We start from the raw sequence: 11,821 nt of genomic DNA, 5'->3' as shown, positions 1-11,821 counted from the left end.
GCCTGCGGGCTACTCTGCCCTGCTGGGGGAACGGTGGTTTCGGTGGGTGCGAAGATATCAGTCACCGGTTAAGCCTAATGGGTCTGCATCCCAGCCGCCGCCGGAGCCGTCACGCAGCGGAGCAGCACGTCACATTGTGCCGGACGCCACGCTCCCCGGCCCAGCAGTAGGATTACCGTTTCCGGCTCATCCATTGTGGCAACTTGATTCTTGTGAGCTTGCTGCGCAAGGACTTCTGATTGGTGTCCTTCGCCGCGGCCGTGGCTGTCGGGGCAGTGCTGGCAGCCTTGCCGTGCGCCTTCTTTTCGGAGGTTTTGGCGGCGGCCAGCTTTTCTTTCACGCTGCTCGCGTACACATCTACATACTCCTGACCGGAGAGTCGCATCAGTTCGTACATGATCTCGTCGGTCACGGACCGCTGAACAAAACGATCCTCCGCCAGACCTTTGTACCGTGAAAAATCGAGCGGTTCGCCGACGATGATGCCGATCCTGCGAATGTTGGGGATACGCCGGCCAATGGGCTGCACCTTGTCCGTGCCGATCATCGCCACGGGTATCACGGGCACTCCGGTGGCGAGGACCAGTTTGGCCACACCGGTCTTCCCCCGATACAGCCGGCCGTCGGGGCTGCGCGTTCCTTCGGGATAGATGCCCAGGATCCCACCATTGTTCAGCACCGCTTCGCCCGCGCTCAACGAACTCGACGAAGCTGCACCACCCGATCGGTCCATCGGCAGCTGGTTCGAAAGCCTGAAAAACATGGCGGTGAGCTTGCCCTTGATGCCCTTGCCCGTGAAGTACTCGGACTTGGCCAGGAAGATCACCGGCCGGGGCACCGCGATCGGGAGGAAAATCGAGTCTGAGAAGGAGAGGTGGTTGCTGACCAGTACCGCCGGACCATCCAGTGGAACGTTGTCCATCCCCTTCACCCAGGGCCGGAAGAGGAGACCCAGAATCGGACCCACAATGATCCGCTTCATGAACCAATAAAACACGCTGACAGCCTTCCTCGACCCGAGCGGGATCACGGCGGCATACCCCACAGTCGATCGCGCTTTTCCTTGAGAGACTACTCTAAGGTTCGGATTCGCTGGTAAGGCATTGGTGGCAGGTGGCACGATGGGGCTATGACATCCAGCGCGGGGCCCGTCGCCTTCTCATCCGACGGTTTTGGGGAGGCATCGCGTACCGGGATCCTCATGAGTCACGGTTTCACTGGTTCTCCGGTGAGTCTGCTCGAATGGGCCCAGTATCTGGCCGATCAGGGGTACGCGGTGCGACTCCCACTGCTGGACGGCCATGGCACCACCTGGCAGGAACTTGCCCGCACCCCGTGGCAGCGCTGGTATGCCAGCTATGAGGCGAGCTACCGGGAATTGGCACAGATAACCGATGAGATCGTTGTCGCGGGTCTGTCGATGGGCGGGACCCTTGCACTGCGAGTGGCGGCGCTGCAGCCGGTGGCCGGCGTCGTCGTCGTCAATCCCGGTCTCACCATCGCCGACCCGCGCGCACGGTATGCCGGGGTGCTGAAGTTTGTGATGCGATCGGTGCCGGCTATCGCCAACAACATCAAAAAGGAAGGGCTCGACGAGGGCGCGTACGCGCGGACCCCCGTTGCTGCTGTCGCACAGCTCGGCCTGCTTTTCAGGGAGACGGTCAACCTGCTCCCGTCGGTGACCGCGCCGACGCTGGTTTTTCGCTCATCGGTGGACCCGATCGTGCCGGAAAGCAGTCTGGAGGTGCTGCAACAGCGGATCGGTAGCAAAGTTCTTGAGATTGTGCGTTTGGAGAACAGCTACCATGTTGCGACCATGGACCATGACGCGCAGTTGATTTTTGAACGGTCAACGCAATTTATCCAGCACGTGACGGCAGGTAGCACCGCATGACATCCCGAGGTCAGGAACCCAACGAGTCCACCGACGATGCCGTGTGGCAGGACCTGGTGGCACGGTTGGAGCAGACGCCCACCGCACCGGAGGCTGGAGCCAGTTCGGCGCCGGCACAGAACGTTGATGCGGGATTGTCCGATCAGGACCGGGTGCGGGCCCTGTTCGAGAATCAGCCTCGCCGCTCCCCCAGCGGCCCTCGGGACTATACCCCCGAGGAGCCCGACGAAGACGAGGACGAGGGCTATCATCCGCCAGAGCCGCCGGCGCTGGGTACCGGGGAGCCACTGCTGGTCCTGGCCTGGTTCGGCGCAGTCGGCGGACCGATCACCCTGCTCTTGCTCGCCATGTTCTGGCGAGCCGCCCCGCTCACGATGATGCTGGGGGTGCTGGCCATCTTCCTGGTGTCGGTGGCGTTCCTGATCCTGAGGCTCCCCAAAACCCGCGATCACGGAGACAACGGCGCCGAAGTTTAGGTAGCTGCCCCACTCCGGAGGACCAAGCCGGGGTGTTCGGCCGGGGACGTGCCGTTCTGGTCATGATGTGATCGGTTTGGGACGAATCAGCCGGTCGGCGGTCTGTACGTCGGGGCCAAGTTGCCTGAGGTGGGAAGTAAGCGCATCCGCTGCGAGTTGCAGCGCGTAATCAGTCATCGGCTCAAGGGCGTCCAGGATGAAAAGGGCGGTTTCGGTATTGTCCTTAAGTTGGGTCCGCCGACCTTGCCGCCAGTTCCAGCGCCGACACGTCACTCCTACGTCATCCCTCCAGACCACTTCGCCAGGTTCCGGAAATTCGACTGTTTCCTCGCCCCCGGTCGCGGTGTCGAACGGTTCGATTCCGGTGGCGCGGGTTAGGTGGGGCGCTCCGGTGTAACCGGCAAGATCCTCGCCGCCCAATGGGACCTGGTGGAGGACGGAGATGGCGTTATAGATGTCGGTCAGTCGGTTGACGCGTGGGAGCCCGGTGGGTGCACGCCGCAGGAGGGCCTCCAGGCTGTTGCGCGTTCGTTGCGGTTTTGACCCGAACCCGCGATAGGCGTCCCGCCATGCAGCGACGTGTGGAAGGTGCTCAACCGGGGTAGTTTGGAGAAGCTCACGGGCGAAACCTTCGGCTTGAGTGAGGAGGTCCTCGCTTGTCTGGTCGCTCGGTCCTGGCACCAGACCATCGGCGGCGATCAGCACCGCGCGATAGTCCGGGCGAAGTGTGAATACCTCTGGGTCGACGCCGCTGGATTCCACTACCTGGTGCACGCTATTCAGATCATTCATTGGTTGCTGCCTCTCGGTGGTTTGGCCCTACGCCGGGCTCGAAAACTGCCATGGTGAACGTGGCCGGTTTCCTAGATACGTTCGTGTATGAGTGGGCGACGTCCCCGGGAAACGACACGGCGTCGCCGGTTTGGAGCACTATTGACTGCTCCCCCACCTGCACTGTGATCGAACCTTGCCGCACCTGGAGAAACTCTTTGGTTCCCTTGGAATGTGGCTCGCTCTCGTGACGGTCCCCAGGCACGAATGTCCAGTCCCAGAGTTCGACGACGTCGGGTGACTCGGATCCGGCAACCAGCGTCCCCTTGCCACCGGCTTCGGAAGTCCAGAGGGCGGCACCTTCACCGTTGCGTGTGACGGTCACGGGCTTTGGCGATGGAGACTCAACCAGCGAGGGCAATCCGATGCCGAGTGCATCGCTAAGCCTCAGAAGTGTTCCTACACTCGGGTTGGTGGCACCCTGCTCCACATTGATCAGCATGCGACGACTCACGCCCGCAGCGTCTGCCAGCTGATCAAGAGTCAGGGATCGGGAGTGGCGCTCGTCTTTGATGCGGTGGCCAATTGCTGCCGCAAGCGCAGTGGTATCGCTGGTCATAAGTGCAGCATACTGCACTAATAGTGCAGTGATTGGGGGCACACTCTCAGAAGGGTGGGGGCAGGTCGGGTGGTATTGGGTCGGCGGTGGTGAGGTAGGTTTCACCCAGTGGTGAGATGGCGATGATGGTGCCGGGGTCTGGTTGTTTGAAGTGCCAGTAGCCTTCAGTTTTGAACATGTGGTGGCGTTTACACAGGGACGCCAGGTTTGAATACGATGTCTTCCCGCCGTGGGACCAGGGGATGGTGTGGTCTAGTTCGCAGAAGACCGCCAACCGGTTACATCCCGGATGTCGGCAGGTCCCATCCCTGACCCGGACCGCATCCTTCAGGTCCTGCGGGACCCGGTACGTTCTCGCATCAGCTCTGAGTCTGGCCCCGGTGAAGGGGTGGGTGAGAATCCTGGTGAACGAGGGGGCGTGCCCGGCGAGCTTCCGTGCCGTCTCGGGATCAATCGGACCGTACCCTTCCAATTCACCCGGCACATCCCCGCCGAGGAGAGTCATCACCGGAACCGTGACGAACACCTTCGCCTGCACACCCCAATATGTGCTGGCATCCCCCGACCGATCCGACCCGCTGCACCCGTTCGACCCGTTGCTGCCGCTGCCGCTGCTGCCGGGTTCAGGATGGCCGGTGGGTCCGGCGCTGGTGAGGACATCCACCAGAACATCGGCTCTGAGCTGGGTGAGGGTCCTGTTCTTGTCGGGGCCTTGCAACGCCCGGGCGGCGGTGTCGACGCGGTGGAAGATTCCGGCGGCTTGTTCGGTGGGGAGGAAGGCTTGGAGCCAGGCCATCCCGTCCTGGACCGGGTCCAGATACACGCGTCGGTCCTGGACGGCTTTCTGGTGCCGCAGGGTGATCGATTCGGGGTGTAGGGCTTCGCGTAGCCGTTGGGCTTGGCGGGTGAACTTCGCGACCGTGGTCTTGCACGCCAGGCCGATGAGGTGGGCTTCGAACGCGGCCCTCACGGCCGGGACGGTGTCCGGGATGCTGATGGCTTCCTGCACGACGGCCGTGGCGTGGCGTTGGGAGAGCCTGCCGTCCTCCAGGGCGCGCAGCGTGGCGGGGTACTCACGGGTTAGTAGTTCGCTGGTTTCCAGGAGAAACCCTGCGGTCCGTTCCGGCAGATGCAGGGCCGCACCGATCTCCGATGCGGTCAGGGCATGAATACGGTCCATGTCTTCAACCCAGGGGTGTTCCTCAGCGATCAGGTCATGAAGATGGGTGACCGCTTTGGCTTCCTGCGCGTCAACCCAGGACCGCAACGTTGAGAGCGTCTGGAGCAGGTTCACGGTCTGCCGAGCGTCCAGCGTCACCATCGCCGCGACCGACACCTGGCCAGTCAACGGCACCGGAACACCCGGACCGGTCGAAGCGGCCTTCGGCGCGGTCCAGGTCGCTTCCCTGCCCAGCGGACCGGCCGGACCATACCCACCGGCATTCCCCGAAGCAGTGCTCGCGGGCCCGCTCTCGAAAGCGGAATCCGGACTCGAACCTCGGCTGGATTCCGGGCCGGAACCGGGGCCGGAATCGGGGAAGAATCCCGATCCGGGAGCAGAAGCGTCACTGCCTTTCATACCCTTATTCCATCATCGCCCACTGACAAAATAAGGGCCGATTCAAGGTCACCCGAAAAACTTTTTCAACTATTTTTCAGGAATAGAGAACCAACAGCGGACCGCCTCCGGGACACCCGCTGCACCGAGAAATGCAGCGCATCAAAAGGCACCCTGTCCGCTACAGTCCACCAGCTACAGAAGGGTTACCTCGGCGGAGCAGGGTCCGATGAAGCTGAGCTGGAGGAGGCCGCGACTTGACTGGCGGCCAATGCCTTCTTCTTTAGGTCCTTGTGCCGTACCCAAAGGACACTCCCCATCGTGATCACCATGGCCACGCCGGTAGACCAAAGGTACTCAGCCCCCTGCAGCGTCCCGATGATCGAGATGATCAGGAGTATTCCGGCAAGTACAAAAAGTGCCCATCGTCCGGCGCTCATTGCGGTTCCCCTCAATAGAGTCGATATGCTTTCTCGCCTCAGCCTTCCATAGTTGCGCAACGCAACCAATAGCCTGCCGCTTATCGTTCAGGAGGACAGGGGATGATCCGCTAGATCCGGCCAGCACGCCCGCGGCTCAGCCGCGGACTCAACCTCGACAGATCCGCCGCTCCCACTAACCCCGCAGAAGGTCCCAACGCCGCAGCTTCCACCCGGGCAGCCGGCCGGAATCCCCGCCCGGTCAGGTTGCGGGCAAAAGCACGCCGGGCCGGTTCCAGCAGCACATCTCCGGCAGCGCCAAGCCCGCCGCCCACCACAAAGGTCCCCGGATCCAGCGCTGCAGCCAGGTTGGCCAGCCCCAGCCCAAGCCACTGCCCGACGTCGTCGACAAGTTCCCGGCTTGCCGGGTCCCCCTCGAGCGCCAGCTTGGTGACGACGGCCCCGGTAATACGCTGTGGGTCGCCGTCGACCTCGCGCAGTAGGGCTTGCGCGACCGGCGAGTTGGCTGTGGCAAGTTCCCTTGCTTCCCTGCCCAACGCGTTACCCGAAGCGTATTGCTCCCAGCACCCCCGGTTCCCGCACTCACAGCGATGCCCCTGCGGAACGATGATCTGGTGCCCGAACTCACCGGCTACACCGAACCGCCCCCGCTCCAGCGCCCCATCCATGACCATGGCGCCACCGATACCAGTACCCAGAGTGATGCAGACCAGCCGGGTCTCCCCCTGCCCCGCTCCGAACCGCCACTCGGCCCAGGCTGCGGCATCAGCGTCGTTCACTACGGTGACCCGCCGCCGGAGAATCCGCTCCAGGTTGTGACGGAGCGGTTCATTGCGCCACGCAAGGTGGGGGCTGAACAGCACTGTCCCGTTGGTGAGGTCCATCCAGCCCGCCGCGCCAATGCCCACCGATCGAATCCGGTAGCCCCTCGACAGCTCAGTGACTAGCTCGGCGATGACGGCTTCAACGTGCCGCGGGTCGTGCCCTGGAGTGTCACGCCGGGCCTCAGCCAGGATGTTGCCGTAGACATCGACGACACCGGCTGCCACCTTGGTCCCACCAATGTCGATCCCCATCGCAAGCCCACGACGCAGAAAGGCGGACGAACCTGGGTGGCCAGCGGTGAAGCCAGCGGGCCGACGTCGGGTACTCAGACCCCCGCCACCGGAAGGCCGGGGTTGACCCCGCAGCCGGGGCACTGCAGGGGCGTCCGTCTGCCTGATCATTGGTTGTCCTCCACTGGGTTGCCATAGGCGTTGCCCTACCGTTACCGATTCGTACATTACTGGAGAGTATTAACGTCGGCTGAACCTATAGGCTAATAAAATCCCGCAGGTTTTGGAGATATCAAAGGAGATAGTCGTGCGTGAATACAGCGTCCCCGTCATGGTGGACACGCCCCGTGACAGCAATATCACGGAGTTGGTTGTCAAACAGGCTGCGAAGCCATCCAACCCTGCGTTGTTCTCCAAGAAGGACAGTGCCGGCGAGTGGCAGAACATCCGGGCGACTGAATTCCTCGCTGACGTCCAGCTCCTCGCGAAAGGCCTGATGGCCAGCGGTGTCCAGGCCGGCGACCGGGTGGCGATCATGGCTCGCACCCGATACGAGTGGTCGCTGGTGGACTTCGCGATCTGGTTTGCCGGAGCTATCTCAGTGCCCGTCTACGAAACCTCCTCACCCTCACAGGTGGGCTGGATCCTTGAGGACTCGGGCGCGGTCGCTGCCTTCGTCGAATCGGCTCGTCATGAGAACGTGGTGCGCCAGGCGGCAGCCGCAGCGAACATCCCCGGCGTTCAGCACGTGTGGCAGCTGGACAACGACGGACTGGATCCGTTGCGCGGCGCCGGTACCAACATCGAGGATCAGGCTCTGGAGGACCGTCGGCTGACCGCCGGGCTCGACGATGTCGCCACCATCATCTATACGTCCGGCACCACCGGCAAGCCCAAGGGCTGCGAGCTGACACACGGGAACTTCGTCGAGCTGTCGGTCAACGCCGGAGCGGCCCTCCCCGAGGTGGCGCACGAGGGTGCCCAGACCATCATGTTCCTCCCCCTCGCGCACGTGTTTGCCCGGTTCATCTCCGTGCTGTGTGTGGCTGTCGGCGCGACGGTAGCCCACACCCCCGATGTCAAGAACCTGCTCCCTGATCTGCAGAGCTACAAGCCATCCTTCATCCTTGCGGTCCCCCGGGTATTCGAGAAGGTCTACAACAACTCGATGCTCAAAGCCGAGGACGGCGGCAAGGGCAAGATCTTCCATGCTGGCGCCAAGGTGGCCATCGAGTGGTCCAAGGCTGACCAAGCGGGCAAGGTCCCACTCATGCTCAAAGTGAAACACGCAGTGTTCGACCGGATTCTGTTCAGCAAGATCCGCGAAGCGATGGGCGGCAGGGTGGAGCACGCCGTTTCCGGCGGCGCACCGTTGGGCGACCGGCTGGGTCACTTCTTCCACGGCATCGGCCTGATGGTCCTCGAGGGCTACGGCCTCACCGAGACCACTGCGCCGATCACCGTCAGCACACCAAAGAAGATCAAGATTGGCACCGTCGGGGCTCCGCTTCCCGGCAACGCGGTAAAGATTGCCGACGACGGCGAAATCCTTACCAAGGGCGTCTGCGTGATGCGCGGCTACTACAAGCGCGATGACCTCACTGAAGAAGCCTTCGCCGACGGCTGGTTCCGCACCGGCGATATCGGCGAGCTCGATGCCGAGGGTTTCCTGAAAATCACCGGTCGCAAGAAGGAAATCATCGTCACCGCGGGGGGCAAGAACGTCATTCCGGCACAGCTGGAGGACACCATCCGGTCCAACGCCCTGGTATCGCAGTGTGTTGTTGTCGGCGATCACCGGGCCTTCATCTCGGCCTTGATCACCCTTGACGAAGAAGCTCTGCCGGGCTGGCTTGAACGCCACCAGCTACCCAAGAGCACCACCGTGGCTCAGGCCGCCGAGCACCCGCTCGTCACCGCCGAGGTGCAGCAGCTGGTCGATCAGGCCAACGCGAATGTTTCACAGGCCGAGGCAATCAAGGCGTTCCGGATTGTCGCCACCGACTTCACCGAGACCAGCGGGCACCTGACGCCATCGCTGAAGATCAAGCGGGCCCAGGTCCTGAAGGATTACTCCTCGGTAGTCGAGGGCATTTACTCGGCCCCTCGCCCCTAGCGACGCCGGTAGTCCGCAGCTGGTTTACCCGGTCTTCAGAGACAGTAGAGCGTTCTCGACTACTTCTGTGAGGGCCGGGTGAATCCAGTACTGTCCGCTGGCCATGGTCTGCGCGTCGAGCCCGAAAGACATCGCCTGGATGACCGGCTGGATGATCATCGACGCCTCATGGCCCATGATGTGGGCACCGAGAATCATGCCGGTGCGCTGGTGGGCGATCAGCTTCACGAAGCCGGTGGTGTCCTCCATCGCCCAGCCGAACGCCGTCGACCCGTATTGCTGGACGGCCACCGTGATTTCAAAGCCTTCAGCCTCGGCCTTCGCCAATGCTTCAGCTTCGGTCAGGCCCACTACCGCGACCTGAGGATGCGTGAACACCGCCGCCGGGACGAACCGGTGGTCGCTTGTGCGCAGGCTGTCAGGATGCGTCAGGTTGTGCGCGACGATCCGCGCCTCATGATTGGCGACGTGTTTGAGCTGGAACCGGTTGCTCACATCACCCAGCGCCCAGAGCCCATCGATAGGCGAACCATCGCGGAGGACCCGCTGGTGCCCGTCCACGACCAGGCGACCCTCAGGATCGAGATCGAGCCCGACGTCGGCGGCTCCCAACCGGTCGGTGTTCGGCACCCTGCCGGCGGCCACCAGCACGACGTCGACGTCCAGTTCCTGACCTTCGGTGCCGTCGAGAACCGCGTGTACGGATCCGTCGTCGTTGGCGGTCAGTGAGGCGACCGTGTGGTTGAGGACGACATCCCACTGGCGAACCGCCTCCGCGGTGAACGCTTCCGAGACGGTCTCGTCGAGAGTGCGCAGCAGGCTGCCTGAGCGGTTGACCACGGTGACAGCTGAGCCAAACGCGCCGAAGATATGAGCGAACTCGGCGGCAATGTAGCCTCCGCCGATGATCAGGATCCGTGCCGGCAACTCCTCCAACCTCATGATGGTGTCCGACGTGTGCACCTGGGGAAGGGTAATTCCCGGAATGTCCGGTAGCACCGCCCGCGATCCCGCGGCGATGACGACCTGGTCCGCGTGGATCTCCTCGCCTGACGCGGTGACGAGGGTCTTCTCCCCCGTGAACCGCACGTATTCCTCGTACAGCGTGACGTTGTCCAGCTCGTCCGCCCGGTATCGCCTGCCGTCCCGGGAGATCGCATCGATGCGGGAGAAAATGCGGTCCCTGATGGCCCGCCACCTGACGTCGCGAAGCTCGAGGTCAACACCGAGTGACTGGGCCTCTTGCGCCCCGGTGGCCAATTCGGCCGGGAAGACGAACATTTTGGTCGGTATGCAGCCGACATTCAGGCAGGTTCCGCCGAACACGCCGCCATCGATCAACGCCACTTTTCGGCCATCCCAGTCGGCGTTGATCAGGCTGTTCCCGGATCCGGAGCCGACTATCGCCAGGTCGTAGTGAGTCACTGCAGTTCGTCGACGACCAGCGCCGCGAGTTCGACGACAGCAGCCCGCGTGGCCGGTTTCAGACGGGCCAGATCCACCCGTGAACCCTCTGCCAGATGACGGTCGTAGGGAATACGGACAACGGTGCTGACGCGGGACCGGAAGTGCTCTTCGATTTCCGTCACGTTCACCTGGGTTCCGTTGCCGGAGGACAGGTTGATCACAACAATGGCACTAGCCACCAGGTCATGGCGTCCGTGTGCCTCGAGCCAGGACAGGGTTTCGGAAGCCAGCCGGGCCTCGTCCACACTTCCCCCGGATACCAGCACGACGGCGTCGGCCTTCTCAAGGGTTCCCTTCATCACCGAGTGCACCATGCCGGTGCCCGAATCGGTAAGCACAATCGAGTAGTACCGGCTCAGAATATCGGTGACGGCGCGGTAGTCAGCGTCGTCGAACGCCTGGGCCACAGCCGGGTCCGTATCGGAGGCCAGCACATGCAGTCGGGACCCCTCGCGGGCCACATAGCTGGAAAGCTGGGCGAAGGAGTCCACCATGAACCGGTTCTGGACCAGTTGGCGGGCAGTGAAGTCGGCCTTACCGGGTGAACGGTCGGAGAGAGTTCCCCGGTCCGGGTTGGCGTCCATCGCAATGATGCGGTCCTCCCGGACCTGGGCCAGTGTCATGCCAAGCAGCGTGGTGACAGTGGTCTTCCCTACGCCTCCCTTCCGCGACAGCACCGGAACGTAGCGGGTACGCTCCCCCAACCGGACCGAAATCCGGTGCTCCAGTGCACGGCGGATCCGGACAGCGTCAGAATCCCCGAGGTTCAGATAGCCAAAGCTCAACGTGTGGAGGAGCTTGCGCCAGCCGTCAACAGGTGGACGCTTCGTCACCTCAAGGAGCCGCTCAGATGTCAGCGAGGAGGCGGTTTCAGGACCGGTTTCCTTCTGCCGACGGGCGCTGCGCGCTTCAGCAGTCTCAGCGGCTGGCTGCTCGACCTGGGGCGCGGCAACAGCCGAGGGGAACCAGCCTGCAAGGTCCGAAGCCTGATCGGCCGCCGCAGGAGACGCCGGCGCCGCATGAGGTGAAGGCGTCGTCGAAGCCTCCGGCGCCTTGGCGGTAGGAGCTGCCGGCACCGATGGCGGGACGGCCGGCGGGGCTGAGATGTCGGCGTCGGCGTCGGCGTCCCCGAGGGGCAATGACGAGGTGTAATCGACTGGCGCGCCGGTCAGCGCTCCATGATCCGCCGCCACCTCGTGGTCATCCGACCCTCGGACCTCGGGATCGCGAGGCACGGAGACGGAAGCATCCGCGTGATCTTCTTCACGAGGAGAATCAGTCTCCGGCAGGTCGGACTGAGAGTCATCGGATGGGTCACGGTCCGGGCGGGTACCGGACGGGTCTTGCGGGGCCATAGTTCCTCACATGTTCGAAGATGGCGCGCCAAATGCGCCGTGGTCTCCAGCCAAACACTAGCGCACCGGA

11 protein-coding genes are annotated in these 11,821 nt (G+C 63.2%); 3 read left to right on the top strand and 8 right to left on the bottom strand.

The features are described 5' to 3' along the window. Positions 1-172: 172 nt before the first annotated feature. Positions 173-997, bottom strand: coding sequence for a lysophospholipid acyltransferase family protein (locus tag ABD059_RS05825; protein ID WP_343878421.1), 825 nt, complete (start codon positions 995-997; stop codon positions 173-175). Positions 998-1,129: 132 nt separating this feature from the next. Here ABD059_RS05825 and ABD059_RS05820 point away from each other — a divergent pair, with 132 nt between their 5' ends. Together ABD059_RS05820 and ABD059_RS05815 are read left to right on the top strand one after the other, a co-directional pair. Continuing rightward, complete coding sequence (locus ABD059_RS05820; protein WP_343878420.1) at positions 1,130-1,894, top strand: alpha/beta hydrolase; 765 nt, start codon at positions 1,130-1,132, stop codon at positions 1,892-1,894. After that, positions 1,891-2,370 carry a hypothetical protein gene (locus ABD059_RS05815; RefSeq protein WP_343878419.1) on the top strand — a complete coding sequence of 160 codons (480 nt, stop codon included), beginning with the start codon at positions 1,891-1,893 and terminating at the stop codon, positions 2,368-2,370. Before ABD059_RS05820 ends, ABD059_RS05815 begins: the two co-directional genes overlap by 4 nt. A 60-nt stretch (positions 2,371-2,430) precedes the next feature. On the opposite strand, the gene ABD059_RS05810 is transcribed toward ABD059_RS05815, so the two are convergent. The 5 genes from ABD059_RS05810 to ABD059_RS05790 form a co-directional block, all read right to left on the bottom strand. Beyond that, positions 2,431-3,162 (bottom strand): B3/B4 domain-containing protein, encoded by a 732-nt coding sequence (locus tag ABD059_RS05810; protein ID WP_343878418.1) that lies wholly within the window; start codon positions 3,160-3,162, stop codon positions 2,431-2,433. Beyond that, positions 3,155-3,760, bottom strand: a complete 606-nt coding sequence (locus ABD059_RS05805; protein WP_343878417.1) for a helix-turn-helix domain-containing protein — start codon at positions 3,758-3,760, stop codon at positions 3,155-3,157. Before ABD059_RS05805 ends, ABD059_RS05810 begins: the two co-directional genes overlap by 8 nt. A 46-nt stretch (positions 3,761-3,806) precedes the next feature. Then, a complete protein-coding gene (locus tag ABD059_RS05800) occupies positions 3,807-5,339 on the bottom strand; it encodes an HNH endonuclease (RefSeq protein ID WP_343878416.1) in 1,533 nt (510 codons plus the stop codon). Positions 5,340-5,524: 185 nt separating this feature from the next. Then, positions 5,525-5,758, bottom strand: a complete 234-nt coding sequence (locus ABD059_RS05795; RefSeq protein WP_343878415.1) for a hypothetical protein — start codon at positions 5,756-5,758, stop codon at positions 5,525-5,527. Between the two features lie 110 nt (positions 5,759-5,868). Continuing rightward, on the bottom strand, positions 5,869-6,834 hold the full coding sequence (locus ABD059_RS05790) for an ROK family glucokinase (RefSeq protein WP_343878489.1): 966 nt from the start codon (positions 6,832-6,834) through the stop codon (positions 5,869-5,871). A 286-nt stretch (positions 6,835-7,120) separates the two neighbouring features. Here ABD059_RS05790 and ABD059_RS05785 point away from each other — a divergent pair, with 286 nt between their 5' ends. After that, positions 7,121-8,929 (top strand): AMP-dependent synthetase/ligase, encoded by a 1,809-nt coding sequence (locus ABD059_RS05785; protein WP_343878414.1) that lies wholly within the window; start codon positions 7,121-7,123, stop codon positions 8,927-8,929. 24 nt (positions 8,930-8,953) lie between these two features. Here ABD059_RS05785 and ABD059_RS05780 read toward each other — a convergent pair whose 3' ends face one another. Then, positions 8,954-10,354: a mycothione reductase gene (locus tag ABD059_RS05780; RefSeq protein WP_343878413.1), complete on the bottom strand. Its 1,401-nt coding sequence runs from the start codon at positions 10,352-10,354 to the stop codon at positions 8,954-8,956. Beyond that, the gene (locus ABD059_RS05775; RefSeq protein ID WP_343878412.1) at positions 10,351-11,751 is read right to left on the bottom strand and encodes a MinD/ParA family ATP-binding protein; all 1,401 of its coding nucleotides are present in this window, start codon (positions 11,749-11,751) and stop codon (positions 10,351-10,353) included. The genes ABD059_RS05780 and ABD059_RS05775 overlap by 4 nt, the downstream gene beginning before the upstream one ends. Positions 11,752-11,821: the final 70 nt, after the last annotated feature.

It is taken from the genome of Arthrobacter flavus (genome assembly GCF_039526005.1).
GTDB lineage: Bacteria > Actinomycetota > Actinomycetes > Actinomycetales > Micrococcaceae > Arthrobacter_D > Arthrobacter_D flavus.
This window is presented reverse-complemented; position numbering and strand designations above follow the sequence as displayed.

Excerpts from the sequence above, each read along its gene's own strand:
- ABD059_RS05815 (WP_343878419.1), top strand. The coding sequence starts at position 1,891 with ATGACATCCCGAGGTCAGGAACCCAACGAGTCCACCGACGATGCCGTG.
- ABD059_RS05800 (WP_343878416.1), bottom strand. The coding sequence starts at position 5,339 with ATGAAAGGCAGTGACGCTTCTGCTCCCGGATCGGGATTCTTCCCCGAT.
- ABD059_RS05805 (WP_343878417.1), bottom strand. The coding sequence starts at position 3,760 with ATGACCAGCGATACCACTGCGCTTGCGGCAGCAATTGGCCACCGCATC.
- ABD059_RS05820 (WP_343878420.1), top strand. The coding sequence starts at position 1,130 with ATGACATCCAGCGCGGGGCCCGTCGCCTTCTCATCCGACGGTTTTGGG.
- ABD059_RS05810 (WP_343878418.1), bottom strand. The coding sequence starts at position 3,162 with ATGAATGATCTGAATAGCGTGCACCAGGTAGTGGAATCCAGCGGCGTC.
- ABD059_RS05775 (WP_343878412.1), bottom strand. The coding sequence starts at position 11,751 with ATGGCCCCGCAAGACCCGTCCGGTACCCGCCCGGACCGTGACCCATCC.
- ABD059_RS05795 (WP_343878415.1), bottom strand. The coding sequence starts at position 5,758 with ATGAGCGCCGGACGATGGGCACTTTTTGTACTTGCCGGAATACTCCTG.
- ABD059_RS05790 (WP_343878489.1), bottom strand. The coding sequence starts at position 6,834 with ATGGGGATCGACATTGGTGGGACCAAGGTGGCAGCCGGTGTCGTCGAT.